Raw genomic sequence first — 16,723 nt, forward strand, 5'->3', positions numbered from 1 at the left:
TGCTTCCTCCCAGTCCGGAAAAAGGGTGTTTTTCGACTGACTGGGCTTGTCAGGCGAGGCCGAGTTCTTTGTCGATGAGGTCGAACATCTCGTCGTCGGTCTCGGCGGCTTCGAGGTCGGAGGCGGCGGGGTCGGCGGCCGTGGGGTCCTCGGCCGTCGTGCCGTCGCCGTCGGCGTCGAGCTTCCACTGGAGTGACTTCAGGCGCTGGAGCAGCCGGGTGCGGGCCTCGCCGTCGAGTTCGCTCGCGGCCACGGCTGCTTCCAGGAGGCCGAGTTCGGTGAAGACGGGCGCGGTATCGCCGGTGCCGTCGGCGCCGGGGGCGAGGTCGAGCCGTTCGCGGAGGTGGCGGACGAGGCCGAGCGGGGTCGGGTGGTCGAAGATCGCCGTGGTGGGCAGCCGCAGCCCGGTCTCGGCGTTGAGCCGGTTGCGCAGTTCGACGGCGGTGAGCGAGGTCATCCCCAGGTCGAGGAAGCCGCGTTCGGCGTCGACGGCGTCGGCGGAGCCGTGGCCGAGGACGGTGGCGACGTGCCCGGCGACGAGCCGCAGCAGCAGGGCTTCCTGCTTCGGCGCGCTCAGCCCGGCCAGCCGTTCGGCGATCCCCGTCTCGCGGGCGCCGTCGCCGCCGCTCGCGGCCCGCCGCACGGGGGTGCGGACGAGGGCGCGCAGCAGCGGGGGGACGCCGGCGGGGGCGGAGGCGGCCAGGGCGCGCGGGTCGAGCCGGACCGGTACGAGGAGGGCGCTGTCGACGCCGGAGGCGGCGTCGAGCAGGTCCAGTCCGTGGCCGGTCGGCATGGGGAGCATGCCGGAGCGGGCGAAGCGGTCGAGGTCCACGTCGTCCAGGGTGGCCGTCAATCCACTCGATTCTTCCCAGTATCCCCACGCGAGGGACACGGCGGGCAGGTCCTGGGCGCGGCGGTGGTGGGCGAGGGCGTCGAGGAAGGCGTTGGCGGCGGCGTAGTTGGCCTGGGCCATGCCGCCGGCGACGCCGGCGAAGGAGGAGAAGAGGACGAAGGCGGAGAGCCCGGCCTCGCGGGTGAGCTCGTGGAGGTGCCAGGCGGCGTTCACCTTGGGCCGCAGGACGCGCTCGGCCTGAGCGGGGGTCAGGTTCTCCAGGAGTCCGTCGTCGAGGACGCCCGCGGCGTGGACGACGGCGGTGAGCGGGTGCTCGGCCGGGATCGCGGCGAGCACGCGGGCGAGGTCGGTGCGGTCGGCGGCGTCGCAGGCGACGACGGTGGCCTCCGCGCCCAGGGCGGCCAGTTCCTCGCACAGCTCCCGGGCGCCGGGGGCGTCGGGGCCGCGGCGGCCGGTGAGGAGCAGGTGGCGGACGCCATGCCGGACGGCGAGGTGCCGGGCGACGTGGCCGCCGAGCGTTCCCGTGCCACCGGTGATCAGCACGGTGCCCTCGCCGGTGGGGTTCCACTCCCACACGGGGGTATCCGCGAGGTCGGCCGGGTCGGTGCGCACGAGGCGCGGGACGGTCACCGTGCCGCCGCGAACGGCCAGTTGGCTCTCCCCCGCCGCTTCGGCCGTGGCGAGGGCCGGGGCCAGGGCGGCGGTGGAGCGGTCGTCGCCGTCGAGGTCGGCGAGGACGAAGCGCCCGGGGTGCTCGGTCTGCGCGGAGCGCACCAGGCCCCACAGGGCGGCCCCGGCCGGGGCGGCCACCGCGTCGCCGGGCCCGGTGGCGACGGCGCCTTCGGTGACGAGGACGAGCCGGGAGCCGGCGAACCGCTCGTCGCCGAGCCAGGACTGGACGAGGGCGAGGCCGTCACGGACCACCCGCTGGGCGGCTTCGGGGACGTCCCCGGCACGGCCGGCGTCGACGCGCAGCAGGACGGTCCGGGGTGCCGGGCCCCCGGCGTCGACGGCCGCGCCGAGGGCGGCCCGGTCGGCGTACGCGCGGACGGGCGCACCGGACCGTTCCAGCGCCGCCGTCAGCTCCGCCGCCGACGGGGCCGCCGCGTCGCCGAGGACGGCGAAGTCCCCGGCCTCCGGCGCCGCTTCGAGGGCGAGCGGGGTCCAGCTCACGCGGTGAAGGGCGTCGTGCCGTGCCCGGCCCGTGGTGGTGAGCCGGTCGGCGGTGAGCTCACGCGTCGTCACGGCGTCGACGACGGCCACGGGCGCGCCCGTGGTGTCCCACGCGGTCAGCGACAGCGTGTCGTCGTCGCCCGCCGGGGCGAGCCGCACCCGGAGGCGGTCGGCGCCGGCGGCGAGGACCGTGGCGCCCCGCCAGGCGGACGGGAGCGCGGGGGCGCCCTCGGGGTCGTGGAGGGTGAGGAGCGCCTGGAGGAGGGCCGGGTGGAGGCGGAGGCCGGAGGCGCCCGCCCGGTCCTCGTCGGCCAGGGCGACCTCGGCGTACAGCTCGCCGTCGCCCTGCCAGAGCGCGCGGAGCGTGCGGAACGCCGGCCCGTGGTCGTGGCCGTGCGCGGCGAGCGTGTCGAGGAGGGCGTCGAGGTCGACCGGGCGGGCGGCCGTGGGCGGCCAGGTGACGGGCGCCGGGGCGGCGGGGGCGGCCGGTCCGGCGGTCAGGGTGCCGGTGGCGTTCCGCGTCCACGGGGCGTCCGTGCCGCCCGGGCGCGTGTGCACGGTGACCGGGCGCCGCCCGTCGCCGTCCGGCGCGCCGACGGCCACCTGGACGTCGGTCGTGCCCTGTTCGGGCAGGGCGACCGGCAGGTGTTCGGTGAGCTCGTGGACCGTCGCGGAGCCGGCCTCGTCGCCCGCGCGCACGGCCCATTCGAGCAGGAGCGTGCCGGGGACGACGGCGGAGCCGTGGACCGTGTGACCGGCGAGCCAGGGGTGGGAGGCGAGGCCGACGGTTCCGGTGAGGACGGTGCCGTCGTCGGCGAGGGCCACGGCCGTGCCCAGGCCCGCCGGGTCGGCGTGGCCGGTCGGCTCGAGCCAGAAGCGCTCGCGCTGGAAGGCGTAGGTGGGCAGCTCGACGGGGCGGCCGCCCTCGACGGCGCCGGTCCAGTCGACGGGCAGGCCGTGGACGTGCGCCTCGGCCAGGGAGGTCAGCAGGCGCTCGGCCCCGCCGTCGTCGCGGCGCAGCGAGCCGAGGGCGACGGCGTCGGCCTCCGCGTCGGCGACGGTGTCCTCGATGCCCATGGTCAGGACGGGGTGGGGGCTGCACTCGACGAACACGTCGTGGCCCTGGGCGAGGAGCGCGCGCAGCGCGTCCTCCAGCCGTACGGTGCGGCGCAGGTTCCGGTACCAGTAGGCGGCGTCCAGGCGGTCGGCGTCGCCGCCGCTGTCGCCGCCGCCGAGCCAGTCGCCGGTGACGGTCGAGAAGAACGGCACGTCGCCCGGGATGGGCGCGAGGCCGTCGAGGTCGGCGAGGAGGGTGTCGTGGATCCGTTCGACCTGGGCGGAGTGGGAGGCGTAGTCGACGGGGATCCGCTTGGCGCGGACGCCGTCGGCCGCGCACTCGGCGAGGAGTTCGTCGAGGGCCGTGTCGTCGCCGGAGACGACGACGCTGGAGGGGCCGTTGACGGCGGCGACGGACAGCTTGTCGCCCCAGCGCGCGAGGCGGTCGGTGACGTCGGCGTGCGCGGCGGTCACGGACACCATGCCGCCGTGGCCGGAGAGCTCCTTCGCGATGGCCTGGCTGCGCAGGGCGACGACCTTGGCCCCGTCCTCCAGGGACAGCGCCCCGGCGACGCAGGCGGCGGCGATCTCGCCCTGGGAGTGGCCGAGGACGGCGGCGGGGCGGACGCCGTGGGCGCGCCACACCTCCGCGAGGGAGACCATGACCGCCCACAGCGCGGGCTGGGCCACGTCCACGCGGTCGAGCCCCGGCGCGTCCGCGTCGCCGCGCAGGACGGCGGTCAGGGACCAGTCGGTGTACGGGGCGAGGGCGCGTTCGCACGCGGCGACGCGGTCCGCGAAGACGGTGGAGCCGGCGAGGAGTTCGGTGCCCATGCCGGCCCACTGGGAGCCCTGGCCGGGGAAGACGAAGACGGCCTTGCGCTCGCGGGAGCCGGTGAAGCCGCCGTGGACGGTCGCGGTGGCGGGCTCGCCCTCGGCGAGGGCGCGCAGCCGCTCGGTGAGCCGTTCGCGGCCGGCGCCGACGACCACGGCCCGGTGTTCGAGCGTGGAGCGCCGGGTGGCGAGGGAGAACGCGAGGTCGAGGGGGTTCGCGTCCGGGTGCTTCTCCAGGTGGGCGAGGAGGGCGCGGGCCTGGCCGCGCAGTCCGCGTTCGCTGCGGGCCGACAGCAGCCACGGGACCGTGGTCTCCGGGGGCTCCGGCGTGCTCTCCGCCGGTGCTTCCGCATCGGCGGGGGCCTGTTCGAGGATGACGTGGACGTTGGTGCCGCTGATGCCGAAGGAGGACACGCCGGCCCGGCGCGGCCGGTCGTTCCCGGGCCAGTCGACGGCCCGGTCCAGCAGGCTCACCGCGCCCGCGCTCCAGTCGACGTGCGGGGACGGCTCGTCGATGTGGAGGCTCCGGGGCAGGACGCCGTTGCGGATCGCGAGGACCATCTTCATCACGCCCGCGACGCCTGCGGCGGCCTGGGTGTGGCCGATGTTGGACTTCACCGAGCCCAGCCACAGCGGCCGGTCCTCCGGCCGGTCCTGGCCGTAGGTGGCCAGGAGCGCCTGGGCCTCGATCGGGTCGCCCAGGCTGGTGCCGGTGCCGTGGGCCTCCACGGCGTCGACGTCGGCGGACTTCAGGCCGGCGTTGGCGAGGGCCTGGCGGATGACGCGTTGCTGCGACGGGCCGTTCGGCGCGCTCAGGCCGTTCGACGCGCCGTCCTGGTTGACGGCGCTGCCGCGGAGGACGGCCAGCACGGGGTGGCCGTTGCGCCGCGCGTCCGAGAGTCGCTCGACGAGGAGCAGGCCGACGCCCTCGGAGAATCCGGTGCCGTCGGCGCCCGCGGCGAAGGGCTTGCAGCGGCCGTCGCCGGCGAGGCCGCGCTGGCGGGCGAAGTCGGTGAACAGGCGCGGCGAGGACATGACGGTCACACCGCCGGCGAGGGCGAGCGTGCACTCGCCCTGCCGCAGCGACTGGGCGGCCATGTGCAGGGCGACCAGCGACGACGAGCAGGCTGTATCGACGGTCACCGCCGGGCCCTCCAGGCCCAGGGCGTAGGCGACGCGGCCGGAGACGACGCTCATGGCGTTGCCGTTGTTCACGTACCCGGCGAGTTCCTCGGGGATCTCGGGGATCCGGGCGAGGTAGTCGCTGGAAGCCAGTCCGGCGAAGACGCCGGTGCGGCTGCCGCGTACGGACCTCGGGTCGATGCCGGCGCGTTCGAAGGTCTCCCACGCGGTCTCCAGCAACAGTCGCTGCTGCGGGTCCATGGCGAGGGCCTCGCGCGGCGAGATGCCGAAGAACGCGGCGTCGAACTCGGCGGCGTCGTGGAGGAAGCCGCCCTCGCGGGTGCGGGAGGAGCCGGTGCCCTCGGGCACGGAGGCGTAGACCGCGTCCGGGTCCCAGCCGCGGTCCTCGGGGAAGCCGGCGATGGCGTCGGTGCCGGAGGCCAGCAGCTCCCACAGGTCCTGGGGCGAGCGGACGCCGCCGGGCAGCCGGCAGGCCATGCCCACGACGGCGATCGGCTCGTCGGCGGCGGACGTGACAACCGTTTCCGCGCCCGGGGCGCTGTCGGAGAGTCCGTCGGAGAGCTCGCCGTCGAGGTAGGCGGCGAGGGCGGCCGGGGCCGGGTAGTCGAAGGCGAGGGTGGCCGGGAGGCGCAGGCCGGTGGCGGTGCCGAGCCGGTTGCGGAGCTCCACGGAGGTGAGCGAGTTGAAGCCCAGGTCGCGGAAGGCCCGTTCGGCGGGGACGAGGCTCGTGTCCGTGTGGCCGAGGACGGCCGCGACGCAGCCGCTGACCAGCTCCAGCAGGTGGGCGCGGCGGTCGGCGGCGGGCAGGCCCGCGAGCCGCTGCCGGAGCGCGTCGGTGCCGGAGGCGGGCCGTTCGGCGCCGGCCGCGCGCCGCGCGGTGGCGGCGCCGCCCCGGTACAGGCCGCGCATCAGGGCGGGGAGTTCGGCCGGGCGGCGGGCGCGCAGGACGGAACCGTCGAGGCGGACGGGGACGAGCAGGGGCCTGCGGGCGGCGAGGGCGGCGTCGAAGAGGGCGAGGCCGTCGGCCGTGGAGAGGGTGAGCGCCCCCGACTGACGTGCCCGCGCGCGGTCGCCGTCGTCGAGGTGGGCGGTCATCTCGCTGGCCTGTTCCCACAGGCCCCAGGCGAGGGAGGTGGCAGGCAGGCCCTGGACGCGGCGGTGCTGGGCGAGCGCGTCGAGGTAGGCGTTGGCGGCCGCGTAGTTGCCCTGGCCGGCCGAGCCGAAGACGCCGGCGGCCGAGGAGAACAGCACGAACCCGGCGGGGTCGTGGGGCGCGGTCAGCTCGTGGAGGTGACGGGCGGCGTCGGCCTTGGCCCGCAGGACGCCGGAGAGCCGGTCCGGGGTCAGGGAGGTGATCACGCCGTCGTCGAGGACGCCGGCGGCGTGGACGACGGCCGTCAGCGGGTGCCCGTCGGGGATGCCGGCCAGCAGCGCGGCGAGCGCGTCGCGGTCGGCGGTGTCGCAGGCGGCGACGGTGACGTGGGCGCCCAGGGCGGTCAGTTCGTCGCGGAGCTCGGGGGCGCCGGGGGCGGCCGTACCGCGCCGGCTGGTGAGCAGCAGGTTGCGGGTGCCGTGGTGGGCGACGAGGTGGCGGGCCAGCAGGCCGCCGAGTTCGCCGGTGCCGCCGGTGATCAGCACGGTGCCGTCGGGGTCCCAGGGGCGGGGCACGGTGAGGACGACCTTGCCGACGTGGCGGGCCTCGGACACGAAGCGGAAGGCCTCGCGGGCGTGCTGGACGTCCCAGGTGGTGACCGGCAGCGGCCGCAGCGTCCCGTCCTCGAACAGGGCGACGAGCTCGGCGAGCATCTCGTGGATGCGCTCGGGCCCGGCCTCGATCAGGTCGAACGCCCGGTAGGTGACGCCCTCGTGGTCCCGGGCCACGTCGGCGGCGTCGCGGATGTCGGTCTTGCCCATCTCGATCAGCCGGCCGCCGGGGGCAGCAGCCGCAGCGAGGCGTCGACGAAGTCGCCGGCGAGGGAGTTGAGGACGACGTCCACGCCCCGGCCGCCGGTGGTCCCCCGGAAGTGGTCCTCGAAGTCGAGGGTGCGGGAGGAGGCCAGCTTCTCGGCGGGCCAGCCGTCGGCGCGCAGCAGGTCCTGCTTGTGGGTGCTGGCGGTGCCGAGGACGTCGGCGCCCCAGTGGCGGGCCAGTTGCGCGGCGGCCATGCCGACGCCGCCGGCGGCGGCGTGGATGAGGACGGACTCCCCGGCGGTGAGGCCGGCGAGGTCGCGCAGGGCGTAGTAGGCGGTGAGGAACACCACGGGGACGGCGGCGGCCTGCTCGAAGGACATGCCGCGCGGTACGGGTGCGAGGACGCGGTGGTCGGCCACGGCCAGCGGGCCGAAGCCGCCGGGCACCATGCCCATGACGCGGTCGCCGACGGCGATCCCGTCGGCACCGGGGCCGGTCTCGACGACGACACCGGCCGCCTCGGAGCCCAGGTACTCGGCACCGCCGGGGTACATGCCGAGGGAGTTGAGGACGTCGCGGAAGTTCAGGCCGGCGGCCCGGACGGCGATGCGGACCTGGCCGGGCTCCAGGGGGCCGGCGGCCTCGGGGCAGGGCGTCAGCGCGAGGTTGTCGACGGTGCCCTTCTCGGGGATGTCCAGCCGCCACGGGTCCTGGCCGTCGGGGACGGGCAGGGGCGCGTGGGTGTGGGTACGGACGAGGCGGGGGGCGTGGGCGGTGCCCTGACGGAGCGCCAGCTGGGGTTCGTCGGCTTCGGCGACGAGGGCGGGCAGCGGCGGCCAGGAGCCGGTGTGCGCGTCGACGTCGGCGAGGACGATCCGGCCGGGGTGCTCGGACTGCGCCGAGCGCAGCAGGCCGCGCACGGCGGCGGCCGGCAGGTCCCGGACGTCCTCGCCGGTGTGGGTGGCGACGGCGTTCCGGGTGACGACGACGAGGCGGGTGTCGGCGAACCGTTCATCGGCGAGCCACGCCTGGACGAGCGCGAGCGCGCGTTCGAGCGCGGTGTCCGGCGCGTCGTCGGGGCGGCCGCCGCCGGTGGCGAGGACCGCGATCACGTCGGGTACGGGCTCGGTGGACGTGGCCAGGGCCGCGAGGCCGTCCCACGCGGTCACGGCCACGCCCGCGTCGGCGAGGGCGGTGGCGACCGCGCCGTCCGGGTCGGGCCCGATCAGGACCCACGCGGTCGTCCCGCCGTCGGCCTCCGTGGCCTGGGGGCGCGTCAGCGGGGTCCACTCCACGTGGAACAGCGCCTCGCGAGCCGCGTGGGCGGCCGGGTCGAGGAGCGCGGCCGGTACGGGGCGCACGGTCAGCCGCTCGACGGTGGCTACCGGGCGGCCCGTGCCGTCGGCCATGGTCACGGCGATGGCGTCCGGTCCGGCGGGCGCGATCCGTACGCGCAGCAGGGTGGCGCCGGTGGCGTGGAGGGTGACGCCGGTCCAGGAGAACGGCATGCCGGGGCGGCCGTCCCCGGCGTCGAGCGGGCCGAGCCCGGCCGGGTGGAGGGCGGCGTCCAGCAGGGCGGGGTGGAGGCCGAAGCGGGCGGCGTCGGTGCGGGCCCGTTCGGGCAGCTCCACCTCGGCGTACACGTCCGTGCCGTGCCGCCAGGCGGCCCGTACGCCCTGGAAGACCGGCCCGTAGCCGTAGCCGCGCTCGGCGAGCGTGGTGTAGAAGCCGTCCACGGCGAGCGCCTCGGCGCCCTGCGGCGGCCAGGAGGTGAGCTCCTGGGGTGCCGCCGGGGCGGCGGGGGCGAGGGTGCCGGTGGCGTGCTCGGTCCAGGTGTCCTCGGTGGTGCGGGCGGCCGGGTCGAGGGTGCGGGCGTGGAGGGTCACCGGGCGGTGCCCGGACTCCTCGGGGGCGCCGACGGCGATCTGCACCCGGATCTCGCCGCGCTCGGGCAGGACGACGGGGGCGTGGAGGGTGAGTTCGTCGACGTGGCCGCAGCCGAGCTCGTCGCCGGCACGGATCACGGCCTCGACGAGCGCGGCACCGGGGACGACGACGGTGCCGGACACGGCGTGGTCGGCGAGCCAGGGGTGGGTGCGCACGGACCAGCGCGCGGTGACCATCAGCCCGCCGCCGCCCGCGAGTTCCACGGACGCGCCCAGCATCGGGTGCTCGGGCGACTCCAGCCCGGCGGAGGCCACGTTGCCCGCGCCCTCGACGACGCGCGGCCAGTACCGCTGCCGTTGGAAGGCGTAGGTGGGCAGGTCGACACGTGCGGTGCCCGGGAACAGCGTGGACCAGTCCACGGGGACGCCGTGCGTCCAGGCGTCGGCGAGCGCGGCGCGGAAGCGGGCGGGACCGCCGTCGTCGCGGCGCAGGGTGCCCGTCGCGGCAGCGGTCACACCGGTGTCGGCGGCGGTCTCCTGCACTCCGGCGATGACCACCGGGTGGGGGCTGACCTCGATGAAGGACCGGTGCCCGGCGCGCAGCAGCGCCCGCGTGGTCTCCTCGAACTCGACGGTCTGCCGCAGGTTGCGGTACCAGTAGGCGGCGTCGAGCGTGGTCGTGTCGACGGGCTCGCCGGTGACCGTCGAGTAGAACGGGACCTCGGCGGGGCGCGGCGTGACCGGGGCCAGCAGGGTGAGCAGTTCGTCGTGGATCCGCTCGACCTGGGCGGAGTGGGAGGCGTAGTCGACGGGCACGCGCCGGGCGCGCACGCCGTCGCGCTCGCAGGCGGCGAGGAGTTCGTCGAGGGCGCCGGGCTCGCCGGAGACGACCACGGAGGCGGGGCCGTTGACGGCCGCGACGGAGACGCGCTCACCCCAGGCGCGGATGCGCTCGCGGACGGCGTCGGCGGGCTGGGCGACGGAGACCATGCCGCCGTCGCCGGACAGGGCGCGGGCGATGGCCTGGCTGCGCAGGGCGACGACGCGGGCCGCGTCGTCCAGGCCGAGGGCGCCCGCCACGCAGGCGGCGGCGATCTCGCCCTGCGAGTGGCCGAGGACGGCGGCGGGCTCGACGCCGTGCGCGCGCCACAGCGCGGCCAGCGACACCATCACGGCGAACAGCGCGGGCTGGACGACGTCCACCCGGTCGAGGGACGGCGCCCCGGGGGCGCCCCGGAGGACATCCGGCAGTGACCAGTCGACGTACTGGGACAGCGCGGCGCCGCATTCGGCGAGGCGTTCGGCGAAGGCCGGGGAGGTGTCGAGGAGTTCGAGGGCCATGCCGGCCCACTGGGAGCCCTGGCCGGGGAAGACGAACACCGGTCCCCTGTCGCCCTCGGCGGTGCCGTCGAGGACGTGCGGCGAGGGCAGCCCGGCGGCCAGCGCGTCGAGCGCGGCGAGGAGTTCGCCGGTGTCGGTGCCGCCGGTGACGACGGCCGCCCGGTGCTCCAGGGCGGCGCGGCCGGTCGCCAGCGCGTGCGCGATGCCGGCGGCGTCGGGCGCCTCGGCGGCGCGGACGTACTCGGCCAGCAGGCGGGCCTGGTCGCGGAGGGCGTCGCCGGTCTTCGCGGAGAGCAGCCACGGGCCCGGGGCGGCGGGGGCCTCGGTCACGGGCTCGTCCGCCGGGGCCTCCGCCGGGGCCTGTTCGAGGATGATGTGGGCGTTGGTGCCGCTGATGCCGAACGAGGACACGCCGGCCCGGCGGGGCCGGTCGTCGCCGGGCCACTCGGTGGGTTCGGCGAGCAGGGCGACGGCACCGGTGGCCCAGTCGACGTGCGGGGTGGGCTCGTCGATGTGGAGGCTGCGCGGCAGGACGCCGTGGCGCATGGCCAGGACCATCTTCATCACGCCCGCGACGCCTGCGGCGGCCTGCGTGTGGCCGATGTTGGACTTCACCGACCCCAGCCACAGCGGCCGGCCCTCCGGCCGGTCCTGACCGTAGGTCGCCAGCAGCGCCTGCGCCTCGATCGGGTCGCCCAGGGTCGTACCGGTGCCGTGGGCCTCCACGGCATCCACATCGGCAGCCGCCAGGCCCGCGTTGGCCAGCGCCTGGCGGATGACGCGCTGCTGCGACGGGCCGTTCGGGGCGCTCAGCCCGTTCGACGCGCCGTCCTGGTTGACGGCGCTGCCGCGGACGACCGCCAGCACCGGGTGGCCGTTGCGCCGCGCGTCCGACAGCCGCTCCACCAGCAGCAGGCCGACGCCCTCGCTCCAGCCGGTGCCGTCGGCGGCGGCCGCGAAGGGCTTGCACCGGCCGTCGGCGGCGAGCCCGCGCTGCCGGGAGAACTCCACGAAGGAGTACGGGGTCGACATGACGGTCACGCCGCCCGCGAGGGCGAGCGTGCACTCGCCCTGGCGCAGCGACTGGGCGGCCATGTGGAGGGCGACCAGCGACGACGAGCAGGCCGTGTCCACGGTGACGGCCGGGCCCTCGAAGCCGAAGGTGTAGGCGACGCGGCCGGAGACCACGCTCATGGCGTTGCCGGTCAGCAGGTGGCCCGCGACCTCGTCGCGGGTGCCGTCGAGGATGGTCTGGTAGTCGTTCGAGTTGGTGCCGGCGAACACGCCGGTGCGGCTGCCGCGCAGGGACGTCGGGTCGATGCCGGCCCGTTCGAGGACCTCCCAGGTGGTCTCCAGCAGGAGCCGCTGCTGGGGGTCCATGGCCAGGGCCTCGCGGGGCGATATGCCGAAGAACCCGGCGTCGAAGCCGGCCGCGTCCGTGAGGAAGCCGCCCTCGCGGACGTAGCTGGTGCCTTGGTGGTCGGGGTCGGGGTGGTGGAGGCCGGCGGTGTCCCAGCCCCGGTCCTCGGGGAAGGGGATGATGCCGTCGGCGCCCTCGGCGAGGAGTCGCCAGAAGTCCTCGGGGAGTTGGCGCCGCCGGGGAAGCGGCAGGCCATGCCGACGATCGCCACGGGCTCGTCGAGGAGGGCGGCCGCGTCGGCCTGCTCGAGTGCGGCGTCCGTCGCGCCCAGGACCTCGGTGCGCAGGAGCGCGGCCACGGCGGCGGCCGTGGGGTGGTCGAAGAGGAGGGTGGCGGGCAGCCGTACGCCTGTCGCGGCGGAGAGGCGGTTGCGCAGCTCGACGGCCGTGAGGGAGTCGAAACCGAGGTCGCGGAAGGCCCGGCCCGCGTCGATGCCGTCGGGTGAGGCGTGGCCGAGGACCTTGGCGATCTCCTCGCGGACCAGGTCGACGAGCAGCCGGTCCTGTTCGGCGGCCGGGCGACCGGTGAGCCGGTCGCGCAGCGGCGAGCCGCCGGGTGCGGCGCCCGGGGCGCCGGCGGCTTCGCGGGTACGGCGGGCCTCGGGCACGCCGTCGATCAGGGGGCAGGGGCGAGTGGCGGTGAGGGCGGCGGCGTAGGGGGCCCAGTCGATGTCGGCGACGGTGGTGTGGGCCGTGCCCCGGGCGACGGCCTGCCGCAGGGCGGCGAGGGCGGGGGCGGGGGCCATGGGCCGCAGTCCGTCGCGGCTCATACGGCCGGCGAGGGCGTCGTCGGTGGCCATGCCGTCGCCCGCCCACGGGCCCCAGGCCACGGAGGTGGCGGCCAGGCCCTGGTGGCGGCGCTGTTCGGCGAGGGCGTCGAGGCAGGCGTTGGCGGCGGCGTAGTTGGCCTGGCCGGCGTTGCCGATGACGCCGGTGATCGAGGAGAACAGGACGAACATGTCCAGGTCCTGGCCCTGGGTCAGCTCGTGGAGGTGGCGGGCGGCGTCGGCCTTGGGCCGCAGGACGGTCGCGAAGCGTTCGGGGGTGAGGGTGGTGAGGACGCCGTCGTCCAGGACGCCGGCGGCGTGGACGACGCCCGTGAGGGGGGTGTCGTCCGGGATGTCCGCGAGGAGGGCGGCGAGGGCGTCGCGGTCGGCGGCGTCGCAGGCGGCGAGGGTGACGCGGGTGCCGTGCGCGGTGAGTTCGGCGGCCAGTTCGCGGGCGCCGGGGGCGTCCGCGCCGCGCCGGCCGGTGAGCAGCAGGTGTTCGGCGCCGGCCTCGGCGAGGGTACGGGCCACCCGGGCGCCCAGCGCGCCCGTGCCGCCGGTGATCAGGACCGTGCCGCGGACGGGCCAGGCGGTGTCCGTGTCGTCGGCGGCGGCCGGGACGCGCTCCAGGCGGCGGGCGAGGGTTCCGGCGGGGCGGAGGGCGACCTGGTCCTCGCGGCCGTCGGCGAGCACGCCGAGGAGGGCGGAGAGGGCTCGCGCGTCGGCGTGCTCCGGGAGGTCGATCAGTCCGCCCCAGTTGCCGGGGTGTTCGAGGGCGGCCACGCGGCCGAGTCCCCACAGCTGTGCCTGGGTGAGGCTCGTCGGTGCCTCGGTGGCGTCGGCGGCCACGGCGCCCCGGGTGGCGCACCACAGGGTGGCGGTGGTGTCGGCGGCTTCCAGGGCGGTCAGGAGCGCTGTGGTCGTGGTGAGGGCGAGCGGTACGGAGGGGTGCTCGGGGTGGGGTCGTTCGTCGAGGGCGAGCAGGGACAGCACGCCGGCCACGGGCCCGTCGGCGAGGGCGGCGGTGAGCGCGTCGCGGTCGGCGGCCTCGTCGCCGGTCAGGGTCAGCTTGTCGGCGCGCGGGCCGCCCGGGCCGGTGAGCGCGTCGATCCAGCCGTCCGCCTCCTCGCCGGTGGTGGCGGGGACGGCGAGGAGCCAGCGGCCGGCGGGGGCGCGGTCGGTGCCGGTGGTGACCGGGGTCCAGGTGGTGCGGTAGCTCCATCCGTCGACGGTGGCGCGGGTGGTGCGGCGGCGGCGCCAGGACGCGAGGGCGGGCAGGATGCCGCCGAGAGTGGTGGCGTCGTCCCCGTCGAGCGCGAGGACGTCGGAGAGGGTGCGGGTGTCCTCGCGTTCGACGGCCGCCCAGAAGTCGTCGTCGACGGCGTCGGCCGGGGCGGGGGCCGTGTCGGTGCCGGCGGGGGCGTCGGTGGTGTTCAGCCAGTACCACTGCCGCTGGAAGGCGTAGGTGGGCAGGTCGACGCGCGTGGCGTCGACGCCGGCGAAGGCGGCGGCCCAGTCGACGCGGACGCCGCGTGCCGAGGCCGCCGCGAGGCCCTCGGCGAGGGCGCGGGCCTCGGGGCGGTCGCCGCGCAGCAGGGGCACGGCCACGGCCGCGCCGGCGGTGGTCAGGCAGCCCTCGACCAGCGGGGTGAGCACCCCGCCCGGGCCGACCTCGACGAAGGCCGTCACGCCCGCGTCCTCCAGGGCCCGTACGGCGTCGGCGAAGCAGACGGTCGCGCGGACCTGGCGCACCCAGTACTCGGGGGAGGTCAGCTCGTCCGCGCCGGCGAGCGCGCCCGTGACGGTGGAGACGACGGGAACGCGCGGGGCCTGGTAGGCGAGGCTCTCGGCGACGCGCCGGAAGTCGTCCAGCATGGCGTCCATGCGCGGCGAGTGGAAGGCGTGGCTGACCCGCAGCCGCTTGGTGCGGCGGCCCTCGGCCCCCCACTGGGCGGCAAGGCGGGTGACGGTGTCCTCGTCGCCGGAGACGACGACGGAGCGCGGCCCGTTGACCGCCGCGACGGACACCTGCTCGTCGAGTCCGGTGAGGGAGGCACGGATCTCGTCCTCGCCGGCCTCGACGGCCAGCATCGCCCCGCCCTCGGGCAGCGCCTCCATGAGGCGGGCGCGGGCGGCCACGAGGCGGGCGGCGTCGGGGAGGGAGAGGACGCCCGCGACGTGGGCGGCGGACAGCTCGCCGATGGAGTGGCCGCCGACGAACTGCGGGGTGACACCCCAGGATTCGACAAGCCGGTGGAGGGCGACCTCGACGGCGAACAGGGCGGTCTGCGTCCAGCCGGTCCGGTCCAGCAGCGCGGCCTCGGCCGTGCCCTCTTCGGCGAGGACGATCTCGCGCAGCGGGCGGTCCAGCAGCGGGTCGAGTTCCGCGCACACCGCGTCGAAGGCCTCGGCGAACACCGGGTAGGTGCGGTGGAGTTCGCGACCCATGCCGGGGCGCTGGGAGCCCTGTCCGGCGAAGAGGAACGCCGTGGGGGTCTTCTTGGCGGCCGTGCCGGTGACGAGGCCGTTCGCGGTCCGGCCCGCGGCGAGGCCGTCGAGCCCGGCCAGGGCCTCCTCGCGGCCATCGGCCACGACGAACGCCCGGTGTTCCATCAGGGGCCGGCCGGCCGCGAGGGAGAAGGCCGCGTCGGCGGGGGCGAGCCCGGGGTGGGCGCGCAGATGCCGGGCGAGGCGCACGGCCTGGGCCCGCAGGGCCTCCTCGGAGCGGGCCGACAGGGCCCACGGCAGCGCGGCGGGCCGCACGGCGGGGACGGGCGCCGGCTCTTCCGGCTGCTCCACGGGCTCCGGTTCCGGGGCCTGTTCGATGATGACGTGGGCGTTGGTGCCGCTGACACCGAACGAGGAGACGGCGGCCCGGCGCGGCCGGCCGGTCTCCGGCCAGGCCTCCTGGCCGGTCAGCAGCCGGGCGTGGCCGGACGTCCAGTCGACGTGCGGGGTGGGCTCGTCGAGGTGGAGGGTCTTCGGCAGGAGGCCGTGGCGCATGGCCAGGACCATCTTCATCACGCCCGCGACACCGGCGGCGGCCTGCGTGTGACCGATGTTGGACTTCAGCGAGCCGAGGAGGACGGGCTGGTCTGCGGGGCGCTGCCGGCCGTAGGTGGCGAGGAGGGCGTGGGCCTCGATGGGGTCGCCCAGGGTGGTGCCCGTGCCGTGGGCCTCGACGGCGTCGATCTCGTGGGCGGTGAGCTCGGCGTTGGCGAGGGCCTGGCGGATGACGCGCTGCTGGGAGGGCCCGTTGGGGGCGGTCAGGCCGTTGGACGCGCCGTCCTGGTTGACGGCCGAGCCACGGATGACCGCCAGCACGGGGTGGCCGTTGCGCCGCGCGTCGGACAGCCGCTCCACGAGCAGCAGGCCGACGCCCTCGCTCCAGCCGGTGCCGTCGGCGGCGGCGGAGAAGGGCTTGCACCGGCCGTCGGGGGCGAGCCCGCGCTGCCGGGAGAACTCGACGAACATCTGCGGGGTGGACATCACGGTCGCCCCGCCCACCAGCGCCATCGCGCACTCGCCCTGGCGCAGCGAGTGCACCGCGAGGTGGAGGGCGACCAGGGAGGAGGAGCAGGCGGTGTCGACGGTGAGGGCGGGACCTTCGAGGCCGAGGACGTAGGAGATGCGGCCGGAGGCGACGCTGATGGCGTTGCCGGTCAGCAGGTGACCGCCCACCTCGTCGGTACGCTGGACGGCGCCGAGGGAGACGGCGCCCGGGTCGTAGCCGCCGGGGCCGGTGCCGACGAAGACGCCGGTGCGGGTGCCGGCCAGGGACGCCGGGTCGATGCCGGCGCGTTCGACGACCTCCCACGCGGTCTCCAGGAGGAGTCGCTGCTGCGGGTCCATGGCCGTCGCCTCGCGGGGCGATATGCCGAAGAACGCGGGGTCGAACTCGCCCGCGTCGTGGAGGAAGCCGCCCTCGCGGGCGTAGCTGGTGCCCTGGTGGGCGGGGTCGGGGTCGTAGAGGCCGTCGAGGTCCCAGCCGCGGTTGGCGGGGAAGGCGGTGACGGCGTCGACGCCGCCCTCGACCAGCTCCCACAGCTCCTCGGGGGTGCGCACGCCGCCGGGGTAGCGGCAGCCCATGGCGACGATGGCGATGGGCTCGCGCTGCCGCCGCCGGGTCTCGCCGAGTTCCTCGCGGGTCTCGTGAAGGTCGGCGATGGCACGCTTGAGGTACTCGCGGAGCTTGCCCTCATTCGACATCAGGATGTCAACCCCTCGCTGATCTGCCGGTCTCGGGGAGCGGACTGCCGACTGCCGACACTCACGTCTGACCCGTTGCAAGGCCATCCTGATCGAGGTCGACTGCGGGTTTCCCTAGATGAGGGCGCGAG

Annotated in this window: 1 protein-coding gene and 1 pseudogene; both read right to left on the bottom strand. The window is 76.5% G+C overall.

Annotation, left to right across the window (positions count from 1 at the left end):
* Positions 1-49 precede the first annotated feature (49 nt).
* Positions 50-6,973, bottom strand: coding sequence for a type I polyketide synthase (locus tag EKH77_RS34530; protein WP_126912755.1), 6,924 nt, complete (start codon positions 6,971-6,973; stop codon positions 50-52).
* Between the two features lie 5 nt (positions 6,974-6,978).
* Positions 6,979-16,595: pseudogene (locus EKH77_RS34710) on the bottom strand (type I polyketide synthase).
* Positions 16,596-16,723: the final 128 nt, after the last annotated feature.

The sequence above is a fragment of the Streptomyces luteoverticillatus genome (assembly GCF_003970715.1).
Taxonomy (GTDB): Bacteria; Actinomycetota; Actinomycetes; order Streptomycetales; family Streptomycetaceae; genus Streptomyces; species Streptomyces abikoensis.

What these genes read in the sequence shown, in the direction of transcription:
- EKH77_RS34530 (WP_126912755.1), bottom strand. Translation starts at nt 6,973, where the DNA reads ATGGGCAAGACCGACATCCGCGACGCCGCCGACGTGGCCCGGGACCAC.